Here is a 15229-nt window from a genome sequence, read left to right as displayed (position 1 = left end):
CGAACGACCAGAAACGCACCCGGGCCTCGCCCGGCTGACGCATGAATATCACGGACCCGGCACCGCATCCCCGCAGCGCGAATCCCACGTATCTGGCCGGTATCCGGACTGACGAAACACCGCTTCGCCTTCCCGCGCGGGCGGCCTTGCGGCCGGCTCGCACAGTGGCGTGGACTGCGTAAAGCATGGAAGCGGTTTGCGGCATTCGTGCGAACGCCGCGCTCGTTGTACCGTTGCGGGTGCAGTTCAGGTTGGCCATGCCCGAGGCGGGATGGCTCCCTGATTCCCGTTTAACTGCGCACGCATCATGAATCGCGCGCGAGCACCAGAGTGCGTGCGAGTGTAGGCGCGGGGGGCTTGCGCGTCAAGGAACGCGTGGGAAGCCGCAAAAGCGTGTGCTATCGTAGCGCGCATCCGGCTCGGGCCGGAATACGACTGTTTTTTGCTTGTTTCACTTCCGCCGTCACGCTTTCGATCGACGCCCCCGCCGTGAATCCTGCCGAAAATCGCGCCGCACGCGCAGCCTCGATCGAAACCGCGCTGGAGTCCACGCAGCGCGTGCCGTCGCTCGCGCTCGGCATAGGCTGCCGGCGCGGCGTCTCGCTCGCGCAGGTTGAGGCAGCGGTGCGCGCCGCGCTCGGCATGTGGCCGCTTCAAAGCGTCGCGTCGGTGGCCACGCTCGACGCCAAAGCCGGCGAACCCGCGTTGCGAGCGTTTTGCGCGGCACACGCGCTGCCGTTGCACACTTACACGCGGGAGCAACTCGTCGCGACGCCCGCGAGCGCGCCGCCTTCCGCAGCCGCGCAAGCGCGATTCGGTGTGGACGGCGTGTGCGAACCCTGCGCGCGTCTTGCTGCGGGCGGCGGTCCGCTCGTGCGAGGCAAGCTGGCGCTCGACGGCGTGACTGTGGCCATCGCCAGCGTGAATCCTCCCTGAATCATGCGTCGCGCTCTCGCAGCTCAGCGCCCACCCATCACCAGAACCGACTCACGACGATGAAAACCGACCCCGAATCGCACCAACGCATGACGCAACGCCGCCGCGAGGGCCACGAGAAAAAGCAGGCCGCCGCGACGCACGAAAAGGGCCTCCTGATCGTCAACACCGGCAACGGCAAGGGCAAGAGCACTGCGGCGTTCGGCATGGCCGTGCGCATGCTCGGCCACGGCATGAAACTCGGCGTCGTGCAGTTCATCAAGGGCGCGCTGCACACCGCCGAACGCGACTTTCTCGGCAGCGTCGCGCACTGCGATTTCGTGACCATGGGCGACGGCTACACCTGGAACACGCAGAATCGCGACGGCGACATCGCCACCGCGCGCAAGGGCTGGGACGAAGCGAAGCGCATGATCGAAAGCGGCGAGTACGCGATGGTGATCCTCGACGAGCTCAACACGGTGCTCAAATACGAGTACCTGCCGCTCGACGAAGTGCTCGGCGTGATCGCCTCGCGCGCGCCGCACGTGCACGTGGTCGTCACGGGCCGCCATGCGCCCGACGCGCTGATCGAGGCCGCCGACCTCGTCACGGAAATGCGCCTCGTGAAGCATCCGTATCGCGAGCAAGGCGTGAAGGCGCAAAAGGGCGTGGAGTTTTGAGCGCATGAGCGCAACGCTTGCCTGCCCCGCGCTTTTCATCAGCGCGCCCGCTTCGGGCCAGGGCAAAACCACGCTTACGGCGGGCCTCGCGCGCCTGCACCGCCGTGCAGGCCGGCGCGTACGCGTGTTCAAGACCGGGCCGGATTTTCTCGACCCCATGATCCTCGCGCGTGCGAGCGGCGCGCCGGTACTTTCGCTCGATCTATGGATGGTGGGCGAACCCGCGTGCCGCGCCCTCCTCGCGCAGGCCGCGCGCGAAGCCGACCTGATCCTCATCGAAGGCGTCATGGGCCTGTTCGACGGCACACCGAGCAGCGCCGATCTCGCCACCACGTTTGGCGTGCCGGTGGCTGCTGTCGTGAGCGCGAAGTCGATGGCGCAGACGTTTGGCGCAATTGCGTTCGGTCTCGCGCGCTTTCGGCCCGAAGTGCCGTTTCATGGCGTGCTGGCCAATCGCGTGGGCTCGCCACGCCACGCGCAGATGCTGCAGGAGGCCTTGCCCGCCGACCTGCGCTGGCTAGGGCACGTTACGAGCGAAGCGACGATGGCGCTGCCCGATCGTCACCTCGGCCTGCATCAGGCCGCGGAGATCGACGACCTCGACGTGCGCATTGAACGCGCCGCCGACGCGCTCGCGCAAACCGCGCTCGCTGATTTGCCGCCCCCGGTGGCGTTTTCCAATCCTTCGCATGGCGAATCAATTCCTCGCTTGCTCGAAGGCCGCCATATCGCCATTGCACGCGACGCCGCGTTCTCGTTTCTCTATCCCGCAAACATTGCGTTGCTCGAAACGCTCGGCGCGAACGTAAGCTATTTCTCGCCGCTCGCGAACGAGCCCGCACCCGCCAGCGCCGATGGAATCTTTCTGCCCGGCGGCTATCCCGAGCTACATGCTTCGACGCTCGCGCGCAATACGCAAAGCGCGAATTCGTTGCGCGCGCATGTATCCAAGGGAAAACCACTGGTGGCCGAATGTGGCGGCATGCTTTATCTGCTCGATACACTCACCGACGCAGAAGGCACGCGCACGCCGATGCTCGGCATGCTGCCCGGCGAGGCGGTCATGCAAAAGCGCTTCGCGGCGCTCGGCATGCAGCAGATCGACGGTGCACATGGCGCGCTGCGCGGCCACACGTTTCACTATTCGCGCATCGCCACGCCGCTCGCGCCCACGCTTACGGCGCGCCACGCACAAACTGGCGCGCCCAGCGAGGCGCTGTATCGGCATGGCTCGATCGCGGCCACCTATATGCACGCTTACTGGCCCTCCAACCCGGCTTTCGCGGCCGCACTCTTCCATGGCACAGCCCTTTGACGAAGCCGAACGCGCGGCGGTCTACCGTGCGATCTACGAGCGCCGCGACATGCGGCACTTCGCGCCGGGCCCCATCGATCCCGCGACATTGGCACGCCTGCTCGACGCCGCGCATCACGCGCCGAGCGTGGGCTTCATGCAGCCGTGGCGCATCGTGCGCATCACGGACAACACGTTGCGCGAGCAACTTCATGAGGCAGTGGAGCGCGAGCGCATCGCAACCGCCGATGCGCTGGGCAAGCGCCGCGACGAGTTCATGAAGCTCAAGGTGGAAGGCATGCGCGACTGCGCCGAGGTGCTCGTGGTCGCGCTGATGGACCGCCGCGAAGCCCACGTCTTCGGCCGGCGCACGTTGCCGGAAATGGACCTCGCCTCCGTGGCCTGCGCGATCCAGAACATGTGGCTCGCGGCGCGCGCCGAGGGCCTCGGCATGGGCTGGGTGTCGATCTTCGACGTCGACGAGGTGCGCGCCCTGCTCGCCATGCCGCCCGGCGCCAAGCCGGTGGCGATACTCTGCGTGGGTCAGGTCGACGCGTTTTACCCGCAGCCGATGCTCGAAATGGAGAAGTGGGCCGAACGCAAGCCGCTTGGCGAATGCGTGTTCGAAAACCGCTGGCCGCAGGACGAGGCGGCCAGCGTGCCCAAAGCGGCGCCGGACCCCATGCCCGGCGGCTGACGTGCGCTCACGCTTCGCGCGCGTAGCAGACGGCCTCGACGTTGTTGCCGTCGGGATCGATCAGGAATGCTGCGTAATAGTCGGGACTATAGTCGGCACGCACTCCGGGTTCGCCGTTGTCTTTCGCACCTGCGCGCAAGCCCGCTTCGTAGAACCCGACGACCGCCGCACGGCTCGGCGCCGCGAACGCCACATGCACGCCGCGCGCCGCGAGCGCGGCGTCGGCGGAAACGGCGTGCAGCCAAAGCTTAGGTTCGCCAGGCTGGCCGAGTCCCGCATAGGTGTCGTCGCGCATGCACACCACGACGCCTAGCGGCGCGAGCAGCGCCTCGTAAAAACGCACGCTGCGTGCGAGATCCTGCACGCGCAATCCAATATGATCGAACATGAGCGACTCCCGTGTATCTGCGCGCAACCGTTGCGCCAGATTCGGGAGCCAGCATAGCGCCTTCGCGGCGAGCGCGGCCTGGGGAAAGTTGCCCTGAACCCTACTGCGTGTCGACCGGCGAAACGGAGAGCACTTCCGGCATGCCCGGCGCATGATCGGTCGTGCCGGCGTCGGGCGGACTCTTCAGTTTGACGCGCCATTGCGGCGCGCCCGCGTACGGCAGGCGTGCCAGCGCGCCCGCTACCAGGTACGGCACGGCTTCGCGTGCGTCGGCGTTGCGATCGCGCTTGACGGCGCTGACCTTGTAGACCTCGCCGCCATCGGGCAACGCGAAGAAACGCAGCGTCAACGTATGCACGTAGGGCCGTCCGAACCACGGCAGCGACGCACCCCCGGCAGGCGTGCAGGCGGCGCCGCAATCGGCATCGACGACTTTCACATCGGCGGGACGCGTGGCCCAGGCCACCGAGACGAGATAGCGCGCCGCCTCGGGCGTTCCCGCGTTGAAGCCGCGCTGCGCGAGACCATCGCTTAGCAAGGCCTGGTACGGAAGCATCTCGCCCGCGTCGGCCTGAGCGGGTGTGGGCGCGAAACGGTAGTTCGCGCTCTGGCTGGCCGCAGCGGGCAACGCGCCAGTGGCCGCGACGTCGGTCGTCACGCTCGCACATCCGGCGAGGGCAGCGAGAATCGACAGGAGACAAATCGACTGCAAGGTCTTCACGCAACACTCCATTGGGTTATTCATGCGCATCTCGTGCGATTAAACCGGCGCGTCGAACGCGGGCAGCGACATCGTCAGAACGGTGCCCTCGCCCGGCTCGCTCTCCAGCTGGACATCGCCGCCGTGGCGCGTCACGACTGTCTTCACGAACGCCATGCCGAGCCCCGCGCCGCTCACCTCGGGCCGCTGCTCCGCGTGAAAGCGCTGGAACGGCTGAAAGAGCCTCGCCTGATCTTCGTGCGCAATGCCGTAGCCCTGATCGCGAATCGAGCAGACCACGCGCGGCGGAACGTGGTCGTCCAGCCCGACGGTGCAAACGATACGCGTATCCGCAGGACTGTACTTCACCGCGTTGTTCAGCACGTTCACGAGCGCGCGCGTCATCAGCGAGCGGTCCGCGTTGATCCAGCCCATCTGCTCGCCTTCGAACGCCGTGTCGATCTGGATGCGCTTCGCGCGCGCCTGCGGCCACACTTCGTCGCTCGCGTCGATCAGCAGCTCCGCGAGGCTCGTGGGCTCGAGCGCATAGACCTGGGACTCGGCGCGCGCGAGCTGCACGAAGTCGTCGGCGAGCTTGAGCGAGCGGCGCGCGTAGCGCTCGATGCGCTCCATCACGCCGCGCACGGGCTCCGAGGCCAGCGTGCCGCGCTCGCGCTCCGTCTCGACAAGCGCGACGATCGAAGCCTGCGGCGAGCGCATGTCGTGCGACAGCAGACGCAGCGCGTCCTCGCGCTGGCGTTCGGCGTCGTGCAGCTCCGTCACGTCGACAAGACCCGCGATCCAGCCTACCGCCTGCCCCTGCGCGTTCGTGCAGCGCGCGTAGCGCAGCAGGTAGTCGCTGCCGTCGCGCGCGCGCACTTCCACGCCGCGCTCCATCAGCTCCGCGAACTCGCCGCGCGCCGGGTCGAGCGGCGCGGGCCAGTGCGCGTGCGCGAACGCCATCGCGTCGGGCGCCGGGTCGATCGGCTTGACGAGCGAGAGGTCGCCGAACACGTCCTGCATCAAGCGCCCTTCGGCGGCACTCACCTTCAAACGGGCGAGATACGCACGTGAAGCGTGATTCGCGATCAGCACGACGCCGCGCAGATCGGCGACGAGAATCGGCTCCGGCACGGAATCGAGGCTGTCCCACACGAAGCGGCGCATGTCCTGCAGGCGCTGCGCGGCCTGCGCCATGAGCGCCATTTGCTGGGCGAGCGCGTCGCCGGCGAACTCGCGGCGTTGGGTGGGCACTTCGGGCAGCAGGTACGGTTCGTCGGCAAGCTGGCGCAGTTCCTTGCGCAGGTAGGCCATCGTCATTTCGAGACGGCGCCAGCTCCACACCGGATAGACGACCAGCAGTGCGACGATCGCGGGCACGGGCGGCAACCACAGGCGCGCGCTGTGCAGCATGCCCGCGCTCGCACCGAGCGACACGGCGATCAGGAGCGCGAGCAGCAGCAGCGTGCGCAGCGGCGAGAGCACGAGGAAACCCGCCAGCAGCAGCAGCAGCGGCGCGAGCGAGACGAGCACGACCATGATGGGCGGCGCAGGCTGGATGGCCGTGCCGTTGAGCAGCGTGTCGAGCACGACGGCGTGGACGTACACGCCGGGCAACGGGCCGAGCGTACCGGAGAGCGGCGTGGCGAAGCGGTCGTAGAGCCCCGAAGCCGTCACGCCGACGATCGCCACATGCCCACGCAATTGCTCGGGCGGCACGCGGCCTTCGACCACATCGGCGAACGAGACCTTATGGTAGGTCAGCGAATTCGCGCTGAACGGAATCAGGAAGCGCGATTCGGTGCCGGGCGCTGCCGCGTGCAGCACGTCGTCGCGCTGCGCGGCGGCGGGCGTGCCATGCGCGAGCTTCACGGCGCCGCTGCGCAACGCGCGCCAGACCGGCACCATCAGTTGCGGCCAGCGCTGCTGCGCGTCGCCTTCGAAGAGCGCGACGCTGCGCACGATGCCGTCGCTATCGACTTCGAGGTTGATATGGCCCACGCCGGCGGCCGCCTGCGCGAGCGGTGCGACGGGTAGCACGGCGTCGCGGTGCCCGGTGTCGTCGGCAGGCGTGAGCAGAATGGGAAGGAACGCAGGACGCGCGCGCAGCGCCTGCGCAAAGTGCGCGTCGTCGGGCGACGGTTCGGTGAACAGCACGTCGTAGACAACGGCTGCCGCGCCCGCCTTCGCGAGCTGCTCGACGAGCCGCGCATGCGCCTCGCGCGGCCAGGGCCAGCGCCCGAGCGCGGCGACGCTGGCATTGTCGATCTCCACAAGCACGATGTCGGGCGACACCGCCAGCGAGCGCGCGGAAAGCAAACGATCGTAGACCAGATGGTCGGCCCCGCTCGTGAGCCGCCAGAGCACGCAGAGCACGACCACGATCACACCCGCGCAGCCCACGCCGGCCCATTCGAACAGGAAGCGGCGTCCAACGGAGCGGCCAAGGCGCGCGGGCGGCCTCACGCTCATGCGCGCCTGCGTCACCAGTCGAGCCTGAACGACTGGACCGGACTTGCCTTCTGGTAGTAATGGCCGTTGTCGAACTGCTCGGCGATCACCGTCCAGTAGTACACGCCCTTCGGCAGGTCGCGCACGACGGCCTCGCCCGCCGTGATGTCGGTGCGATCGATGAGCGGCACACGCAGATCGGACGTCGTGCCGAGCACGAAGCGAAAGCGCGTGTTCTGCGCGTTGCGGTCGATGAACCAGCGGAACGCAAAGTCGCGCGAGCCTTCTATGGGGCCGGCGCTCGCGCCGAGCGCCACGCGCCGGCGCTCGAACGCGTACGACGCCGGCATGCCTTCAAGGCCGCGCGCGTCGACGGCGGAGATACGCACGAAGTACGTGCCGTCCGCGAGGTCGGTGAACGATACGTGCGGGTCGGCGCTGCGCTTGTCGCGGATCATGTCGAGCAGGCCCGCGTCGCGGCCGATCTGCACGCGATAGGCGCTCGCACCCGCGGCGGGTGCGATATCGAAGGCGACTTCGTCATCGTCCTGCACTTTGGACGGATGCAGCAGTTGAGGTGCGTCGAGCAGCGTGACGGGCGCGCCTGCTGGCTGGCCCGCCAGCGTGAGGCTGCCGTAGTGCGCGGCGACGAGCTGCTCGGAGGCGGCCAGCGGCGTGCCCGGTGCCGGCGGCCGTACGCCGGCGCCGCGGCCGTTGTGGCCCGGCGAGCCGGCATCCACGCCCACTGCGCCGTCCAGCACCTCGACCGCCGTCGCGCCCTTGTCGCCGTCGTAGCTCACGCGAAACTGCGTGCCGCGCACGCCGGCCACCACGGAGGGCGAGCGGATCTGAAAGCGATCGTCCTTCTTCGTGGCGTGCGTGACCTCGCTGCTCACCTCGCCGCGATGGAGATCGACGATGCGGTCGGTCGCGCCGGTCAGCGCCGTCTGACGCAGCGTGGCAAGGTCGAGCGAAGTATCGGGCGGCAGCGCGATATGCGAGCCGTCGTTCAGTTCGAGCGTGGCGAAGCCATCGTGGCCGGTCTGCACCCGATCGCCTTCAACGAGGTTCGCACCGACCGCGAGCGGCAGGAGCGGGCCTGCGCGGAACGCATGCTGCACGGGACCGTTCGCGGCGATCACTTTCGCGCTGAGGCCGTCCTCGCGCAGCAGCGCGACCGGCACGCGCAGCGTCGTGCCGGGCTGCAGGCGGCGCGGCGCGCTCACATGATTGAGGCTCGCGAGCTTTTTCCAGTCGGCGGGATTGCGCAGATAACGCGTGGCGATGTCGTAGAGCGAGTCGCCGGGGCGCGTGACGTAAGTGGTCGTCCCGGGCAACTGCGCGGGCAACTGCGCGGGCGACTGCGCGGGCGCGCGCGGGGCGCTCTCGCGCGCCTCGGCGCTGCGAGGAACGGAACTGAGCGCAAGCGCGAAGGCAAAAAACGGAGCCGCGGAGGCGCGCACCGCACGCGCGCCCCTCACGCGTCGTCCCCCTCGATGCGCTCGAGCCGGTAACCGTAGCCGTAGATCGGCGTGAGGCGATAGCCGTTTTCGGGACGCAGGCCGAGCTTCGAGCGCAGCATGGAAACATGCGTGTCCATCGTGCGCGAGGGAATGTCGTCGGACTGCTTCCAGATCACGTCGAGAATATGCGCGCGCGAAAGCGGGCGGCTCAGATGCTGAAACAGCAGCAGCGCGAGATCGAACTCCTTCTGCGTGAGCGCGACGTTGCGACCGCTCACCGAGGCCTGGCGCGACTTGAGGTCGAACTCGTACTTGCCGAAGGTTTCCTTGAGCGCGGGCGCGTGCAGCTGATAAGCGCGGCGCAGCAGCGAATTGACCCGGGCGATCAGCACCGGCGCCGAGACGGGTTTGACGACGTAGTCGTCGGCGCCCGCGTTGAGCATTTGCGCGATGTCGACCTCGCGGCTGCGGCTCGTCATGAAGAGCACCGGCAGGCGCGTGGAGAGGCTCTGCCGCACCCAGTGCAGCACTTCGTCGCCCGCCATGTCGGGCACGTTCCAGTCGAGCACGAGCAGGTCGAACGTCTGCCGCCGAAGCTGCCTGACGAGCTCGCTGCCCTTGGCAAACGCGTGGCAGGCGTGGCCCGCCGCGCTCAAGGCCTGGCAGACGAATTCTGTCTGCGCTGCATCGTCATCCAGTACTGCAATTCTCATAGCACCCCGCAACCAGGTTTGTTATTCATCGTCTCAGAATGGACTGCCTGCCTGCCGCAACGCGCTGCAGCCGTGACCGCCGTCCGGCGCCGCCGGCTGCGCGCACCGGCGCCAGGTCGCAACCCATCCACCCTGGCGCTGGCAGCACGCGCAACGCGCCGTGCGCCAAAGCCCGCTACTTTCGCCGCGTCTCGAAAAAAACGGGAGCGCGAGGCCACGCTCGTCTTCGGTGAACAGATCGCTCTCATGTTAATCACTCATGGTAGTCGAATTTGCCATCGTTCGAACCGGGTTTGCCCGCCTCGCCTGCGGTTGACGGCGACCCCGCAAGCAGCGCGGTCAGATGGGAGCGCACGTGCTCCCACGCCGCGTGCGCGTAGTCGGGCTGGACGGCCGCGCGTGACTGCGCCGTGACAAACACGCGCAGCACCGTGGACGAACACTGTGTCAGGCGCTCGGCCGCGACGAAACGCGAAAGACGCAGCGCTTCGCTGAGCCACGGAAGTTCGGCCGCGCAGGAATCCGCGTAAGCCTCCATTGCGGCGCGCGCGTGGCGGTCGCGTGCTAGGTCGAGCTCGACGCGCTCGAACTCGCCGCCACCGTCGGAGCCCTCTACGCGCGAGCCCGGTGGAAAACGCATACGGCCGGATCGGAAAAACATGGAGCCCCCGAGAAGAGAAGCAGGCAGAGCAACACACGTGAAGCGGCCAGGCGTTTTTCGCGGACGCAACAACGTCGAGCCGCTCGCAATACGCGAAGCGGCAAATAGAATTCGTTCAGAAGTGCGGAAAAAATGTGGCGACGGCCGCGTGCGTAACACCGCGTGGTCTCCGGAATCCGCCCCCGGAGTCGGACCGCCAGCGCAGTCATCGTCGTGCGCGGCGCGAGCCCCGCTGCCAGCGTCACCGCCCGACGCTTCACAGCGGGCCGCAGCCGCCTCCCTGCACGACGAGGCACGTGCCGCCATCGCCACGTCCACCTCAAAGCACTGGTTTTCCCAGCGTTATCCGGCGAACTCGGGTTCGCTCTGACTTCCTCTTACTGACCGCGTCGCCAAGTCCCGAGCGAGCCAGCCCCCGTAGCAGAAATACGTTGCCAGCGGCGCATGCGCGAGATGCGCGTGGCGCTGGTGTCGTGCGGCGGTGCTTGATTTCGCCGCGACGACGTATTCTCACCTGGACGCTACGAATTTACTGTCAGGGATTGTTAAATCCTCAGGACGACGATAAGGCGATGTAAGGAAGGCGGTTGCCGCCGCGTTTCTGACCAGCGCTGCACCTCGCGCACAAGTACATCGATTGCTTTGCATTCCTAAACCATTACCGGAAGACAGCAGCGGCGAGATCCCGTTATGGAGATCCCGCCGCCGTTGCAGCGAAGAGAATCGCTATGGGTTAGTGTTCGGGTTGCCGGTCGTTGCCCCGATCGCCACCCTGGCTCGGAGCATGGCCCCCCTGGCCACCCTGCGGCGGCGCGGGCGGACGTCCCTGTTGAGGTGCGGGTCCGGGCGCACGCATGCCACCCTGCTGCTGGGGCGCCGGCGGACGAGCGTAGCCCTGCGCAGGCGCGCCAGCCGGCGGACGGCCACCGTACTGCTGCTGCTCAGGCGGATGCCCCGCCTCGTGCGGACGCATCTCCGGCTGGCCCACGTTGGCGGGCGCGCGTGGCGGTTCTGCGTTGACCGGCGGGCGGCCCGCGCCCGGCGGCGGCATGTTGCCCGGCGCGCGCGGCGCTTCCTGATTGACGGGCGGACGGCCCGGCGCACCATGCCACGCCGGCGCCATCGGCGGGTGGCCGCGTTCGGGCGGAGGCACGTGCTCCCAGCGCTGCTGTTCGCCATACCACGGCCGGTCGCGATAGAAACTGCCCCAGTAGGCGCCAAGCGAGAACGTCACGATCGGCAAGCCGATCGCCGCGCCGTAGTTGGTAAGCGGCACGTAGCTGCCCTGATACGGATAGCTGAGATAACCACCGTAGACCCAGCCGCGCAGGCCGGGCACCGTGACGTCACACCACGAATAGTCGCTCACGCAGCCCATCACCGTGACGGGCTGCCCGGGTGCGAGTTCGGCAACGACTGGATAATCGCCGGAAGGCCCCGCGTACAGATCCACGGGTTCGCTCGTGTAGGCCGCGGTTTGCGCGCTGGCGTTGGCCGAGGCAAGCGCGAGGCCGATGACGAGGCCCGCGCTGGCGAGCGCAGACGCGAGCGCGCGCACGCGCGTCGTCTTGAGGCGCTTGGACATCATTTCTCCCTGTTCCAGCTCATTTGGTTTGTGACTGCGCAATTCTCGTGCCCGCTGTTCGCAGCGGGTTACTCGTTTTCTTCGAAGTAATGTCCGAACTTGACCTGCTTGGTGCGGATATATCGTTCGTTTTCCTCGCGCATCGGGATCGCGAGCGCCACGCGCTCGATGACGGGGAGGCCATGCTGCCTGAGCGTGTCGAACTTCTTCGGATTGTTGCTCATGAGCCGCACCGACGACACTTTCAGCAGACGCAGGATCGCCGCCGCCGAATCGTATTCGCGCGCGTCGTCGGGCAGGCCGAGATCGAGATTCGCCTCGACGGTGTCGCGGCCTTGCTGCTGCAGCTGGTATGCGCGGATCTTGTTCGACAGACCGATGCCCCGGCCTTCGTGGCCACGCAGGTAGAGCAGCACGCCGCGGCCTTCGGCCGCGATATAGCGCAGCGCGAGGTCGAGCTGCTCGCCGCAGTCGCAGCGGTAGGAGCCGAACACGTCGCCGGTCAGGCATTCGGAGTGAAGCCGCGTCAGCGTGGGCTCGCCGCTGCCCACGTCGCCCATGACGAGCGCGAGATGCTCGGCGCCGCCGTCCTTCACCCGGTAGACATAGGACTCGAACGTGCCGTAGCGGGTCGGCAGCGTGGCAGTCGCGTCAAGCACGACGCATTCGTTGGCGTTGTCGCCGTCCGCACAGGACGACTCAGGAAGCGTAGGCATGATCTGGAGCAAGAAACTGGCAAAAACCGGCACGGGGCCGGGTTGAAGTTCGGAACCGGAGTTTACCGCCATTTGCGCCACCCCGCCGCGCCGCGCTTGGGTGGCGGCTCCGGTGGCCGCCCGGGGAGCGGCCTGGCCGCGCCGCATGCCCCCGGCATAAATGGTGCGACCCCGCGCATACCCCGACGACGCGCGGCACGCCATCCGCCTATACTGAAATGGCTTTCCAATGGCTTGACGGGCAACCCACCCGGCCTGCCGCGCCGCGCAATGACTGGATAACCAGAAGGACGAAGAGGGGTCGCCCTATGACAAGCGTTGCACAGGTACTCAAATCGAAGACGGAACAGGTGGTGTACACGATCGAAGCCTCCGATTCCGTCTACAACGCCATCCGCCTGATGGCCGACAAACAGATCGGCGCGCTGCTCGTAACCGACGGTCCAGCGATCGCCGGCATCGTCACGGAGCGTGACTACGCGCGCAAGATCGTGCTGATGGACCGGTCGTCGAAAACAACCGCCGTGCGCGACATCATGAGCACGCACGTGCGCTTCGTCGAACCGCAGCAGACCACCTACGACTGCATGGCGCTCATGACCGAGCGGCGCATGCGCCACCTGCCCGTCATGGACGGCGGCAAGCTTGTGGGCATGGTGTCGATCGGCGACCTGGTGAAGGAAATCATCGCCGAGCAGAAGTTCACGATCGAGCAGCTCGAGCACTACATCACCGGCGGGCCGGGCGCCTGACGTCAAGGTCCCGCCGTCTCCAAACCGCCAGATGCAAAAAAGCGCCCAATCCCGACGGGGTTGGGCGAAGCCACCTTTCGGCGGCGGAGGTTCCACGTATGAAAAGTCGCGCAAAGGGTTTGCGCGGCGGCGTGCTGCGCGGCACAACGGTGTCCGCGCTTGCCGGTATCGGTTGGGAGCCTTGCTGGGTGGGGGCGCTGCCGGGTCATCTTGCGCGGGCGTCTGGGCTTGCTCGAAGCGCCCGGGCACCGGCTTGCGCGGGAACGGCCATCTGTGGCCGGTCGACGTCGCCTGGCGCCGGTGTCTGAGCGGCGGCCGTTGGTGGCGTGCGCTCTACCCGGGTTTTGGCGCCCTGCCAGGGAGCCAAAACCCGGTTATCCGCTCAGCTACCCGCCTGATCGCCCGCTAAGGTGCCCGCTTAGTTGCCGAAGTACACCGACTGCGACGGGCGCATCGTGGCCGGTTGGCCCGACTGCGCCGAACCCGAGGTCGACGGGCCATAGCCGCTCGTTTCCGCTGCCGGCGTTTGCGCTTGCGCCAGGCCTTCCTGCTGGTTCACGCGGGCTTCAGCGGCCTGGATGTCGGCCGGATACGTCGCGTCGTTGGCGGTAGCCGGGTTGTAGCCGGCCTTCTCGAGCTGGATCAGTTCGGACTTCACTTCGGCGCGCGTGACCGGACCGTTGTTTTGCACCTGGGCAAACGAAAGGGCCGGGGAAGCCACGAGGGCGGCGACGAATGCAGCTTGAATCAGGGTACGGGACTTCATGGTCATTACCTCCATCACTTGTTTTATGCCGGCGGCGGTGTCTGGACGCACCGCCAAACCAGTGATTTCAGTTTATTGAGACGAGCGACCAGGGGAAACCCTTAATTTGAGAAAATACACTTTCAACCCAAGCAACAATGCCGCGCGCATGCGTTCCCCTGCGCGCGGCTTGCGGCGCGGCGTTTCCCGCGGGCCCTGCTGCGGCGCGCGCGCAAGTCATCATGGGGCGACACCGCCATCCAGCAGCTTGCGCGGCCCGCTCACGAACCGGCTGCCCAATTCGTAGAAGCGCAGTGGCCGGTCCATCTCCCGCGAGAGCCCGATACGCGTCGTCACGCCCACCGGCCGCCTGGGTTCTTCGACGCGGCCGATCCAGAGCCCGCGCCCGCCGCACAGGTCGACGCCGTCGAAGGCCGCCGCAATGCCGAACGCCTGCGAGAGCCGCCCCGGCCCGCGCGCGAGGTCGCGCAGCGGGACGCCGGGGCGCAGCGCCTCCATCGCGCCGATACCTTCGAGCGGCTCGAGCGCGCGAAACAGAATGCCCGCGCCCACGTCCACGGCTTCGCTCGACATGTTGAACATCCATGCGCTGCCGTAGGTCAGCCGCACGTGCGCATGACCGCGCTCGAGAAACATCGCGGCGTTATAGGGCCGCCGTCCGATAAAGGCGTAGCTCGTGGAGTCGCCCACCGGATACGCTTCGACTTCGACGAACCGCCCGGCCATGCGCCCGCGCGCCAGGTCGCGCACGAGATATTTGCCGACCATGAAGCGCGCCAGCTCGGCGGTATCGAGCGGCAGGTCATCGCGGCGCAACGGCAGGATCGTCATCGTCATCGAAGCGTTCTCAGGTCGGTCGGACAATGCATTTTCGCGGACCGGCAGAGTGTAGCGCCGCGCCACCTACCGCCTGGCCCCGCGCGGCCGGTCATTGCGCTACCATCGTCCGCATCTCTGCGCGAACGGTTCGCGCGACCTCATGATCCGGCGCGCGCCGTTCGACGATTCGTCACGGCCCGGCGAGCGCCACAGAAGGAGCCGCAAGATGAACGAACAAAGCGCAATTCAATTTCTCTCCAACGTGCGCAAGCCGCTGCTCACGCTGCACAAGGCGATTCTCGACCACGAGCGCAAGGAGTACGAACGCGAGTTCGGGCCGGTCACGCCGGCGGCCTTCCTGCAGGTGCTCATCAACGGCTCGGGGTTTCGCTGGCTCATGCCGCTCTCGACGGTGATCGCCAACGTCGACGAAACGCTCGACGCCAAGGACGCGAGCCCCGAAGATCGCATCGGCGCGGCGGAAGGAGTAGCCGCGCTATTTTCCGGCGAGGAATCGGCGGAATTCTACGAACGCTATCAGGCCTTGTTGCAGGCGAGTCCCGAGATCCTGCATTTGCACGGGACGGTGGCGCCGCTGCTCAACGCGCTGAAGAACTGAGCGCGAT

The 15229-nt window shown here is 67.3% G+C and carries 16 protein-coding genes and 1 riboswitch; of the genes, 6 read left to right on the top strand and 10 right to left on the bottom strand.

Annotated elements, in window-relative coordinates; genetic code table 11:
• Positions 1-78: 78 nt before the first annotated feature.
• Positions 79-345, bottom strand: a riboswitch (cobalamin riboswitch).
• A gap of 213 nt (positions 346-558) precedes the next feature.
• From FAZ97_RS16405 to bluB, 4 genes are read left to right on the top strand one after another with little or no spacing between them, the layout of a single operon-like run.
• A complete protein-coding gene (locus FAZ97_RS16405) occupies positions 559-936 on the top strand; it encodes a cobalamin biosynthesis protein (protein WP_158760955.1) in 378 nt (125 codons plus the stop codon).
• Between the two features lie 59 nt (positions 937-995).
• Positions 996-1598 carry a cob(I)yrinic acid a,c-diamide adenosyltransferase gene (gene cobO, locus FAZ97_RS16400; protein ID WP_028205563.1) on the top strand — a complete coding sequence of 201 codons (603 nt, stop codon included), beginning with the start codon at positions 996-998 and terminating at the stop codon, positions 1596-1598.
• A gap of 4 nt (positions 1599-1602) precedes the next feature.
• Positions 1603-2913: a cobyrinate a,c-diamide synthase gene (locus tag FAZ97_RS16395; RefSeq protein ID WP_158759513.1), complete on the top strand. Its 1311-nt coding sequence runs from the start codon at positions 1603-1605 to the stop codon at positions 2911-2913.
• Positions 2897-3589, top strand: coding sequence for a 5,6-dimethylbenzimidazole synthase (bluB, locus tag FAZ97_RS16390; protein WP_158759512.1), 693 nt, complete (start codon positions 2897-2899; stop codon positions 3587-3589). Before FAZ97_RS16395 ends, bluB begins: the two co-directional genes overlap by 17 nt.
• 7 nt (positions 3590-3596) lie before the next feature.
• On the opposite strand, the gene FAZ97_RS16385 is transcribed toward bluB, so the two are convergent.
• The 8 genes from FAZ97_RS16385 to ribA all read right to left on the bottom strand — a co-directional run bounded on the left by FAZ97_RS16385 (position 3597) and on the right by ribA (position 12266).
• Positions 3597-3977, bottom strand: coding sequence for a VOC family protein (locus FAZ97_RS16385; RefSeq protein WP_158759511.1), 381 nt, complete (start codon positions 3975-3977; stop codon positions 3597-3599).
• 100 nt (positions 3978-4077) lie between these two features.
• Positions 4078-4722, bottom strand: coding sequence for a DUF4136 domain-containing protein (locus FAZ97_RS16380; protein ID WP_158759510.1), 645 nt, complete (start codon positions 4720-4722; stop codon positions 4078-4080).
• Between the two features lie 15 nt (positions 4723-4737).
• A complete protein-coding gene (locus FAZ97_RS16375) occupies positions 4738-7149 on the bottom strand; it encodes a CHASE2 domain-containing protein (protein ID WP_158759509.1) in 2412 nt (803 codons plus the stop codon).
• A gap of 11 nt (positions 7150-7160) precedes the next feature.
• Positions 7161-8609, bottom strand: a complete 1449-nt coding sequence (locus FAZ97_RS16370; protein ID WP_158759508.1) for a FecR domain-containing protein — start codon at positions 8607-8609, stop codon at positions 7161-7163.
• Entirely contained in the window at positions 8606-9304 is a 699-nt protein-coding gene (locus tag FAZ97_RS16365) for a response regulator transcription factor (protein WP_158759507.1), read from the bottom strand. Before FAZ97_RS16365 ends, FAZ97_RS16370 begins: the two co-directional genes overlap by 4 nt.
• 253 nt (positions 9305-9557) lie before the next feature.
• Positions 9558-9944: a hypothetical protein gene (locus FAZ97_RS16360; RefSeq protein WP_199272139.1), complete on the bottom strand. Its 387-nt coding sequence runs from the start codon at positions 9942-9944 to the stop codon at positions 9558-9560.
• Between the two features lie 754 nt (positions 9945-10698).
• On the bottom strand, positions 10699-11553 hold the full coding sequence (locus tag FAZ97_RS16355; protein WP_233271773.1) for an SH3 domain-containing protein: 855 nt from the start codon (positions 11551-11553) through the stop codon (positions 10699-10701).
• Positions 11554-11618: 65 nt separating this feature from the next.
• Complete coding sequence (gene ribA, locus FAZ97_RS16350; protein WP_158759506.1) at positions 11619-12266, bottom strand: GTP cyclohydrolase II; 648 nt, start codon at positions 12264-12266, stop codon at positions 11619-11621.
• 308 nt (positions 12267-12574) lie between these two features.
• Here ribA and FAZ97_RS16345 point away from each other — a divergent pair, with 308 nt between their 5' ends.
• Positions 12575-13018 (top strand): CBS domain-containing protein, encoded by a 444-nt coding sequence (locus FAZ97_RS16345; RefSeq protein ID WP_158759505.1) that lies wholly within the window; start codon positions 12575-12577, stop codon positions 13016-13018.
• A gap of 418 nt (positions 13019-13436) precedes the next feature.
• Here the strand turns inward: FAZ97_RS16345 and FAZ97_RS16340 are convergent, their stop codons facing one another.
• Both FAZ97_RS16340 and FAZ97_RS16335 read right to left on the bottom strand, forming a co-directional pair.
• Positions 13437-13784: a DUF4148 domain-containing protein gene (locus FAZ97_RS16340; protein ID WP_158759504.1), complete on the bottom strand. Its 348-nt coding sequence runs from the start codon at positions 13782-13784 to the stop codon at positions 13437-13439.
• Between the two features lie 219 nt (positions 13785-14003).
• Positions 14004-14621, bottom strand: coding sequence for a DNA-3-methyladenine glycosylase (locus tag FAZ97_RS16335; RefSeq protein WP_158760953.1), 618 nt, complete (start codon positions 14619-14621; stop codon positions 14004-14006).
• Between the two features lie 208 nt (positions 14622-14829).
• Between FAZ97_RS16335 and FAZ97_RS16330 the strand changes: the two genes are divergently transcribed.
• Positions 14830-15222 carry a thioredoxin domain-containing protein gene (locus FAZ97_RS16330; RefSeq protein ID WP_158759503.1) on the top strand — a complete coding sequence of 131 codons (393 nt, stop codon included), beginning with the start codon at positions 14830-14832 and terminating at the stop codon, positions 15220-15222.
• Positions 15223-15229: the final 7 nt, after the last annotated feature.

This window comes from Paraburkholderia acidiphila (assembly GCF_009789655.1).
GTDB classification, from domain to species: domain Bacteria; phylum Pseudomonadota; class Gammaproteobacteria; order Burkholderiales; family Burkholderiaceae; genus Paraburkholderia; species Paraburkholderia acidiphila.
The sequence above is the reverse complement of the archived record's forward strand: the minus strand, read 5'-3'. Positions and strand labels throughout refer to the sequence as shown.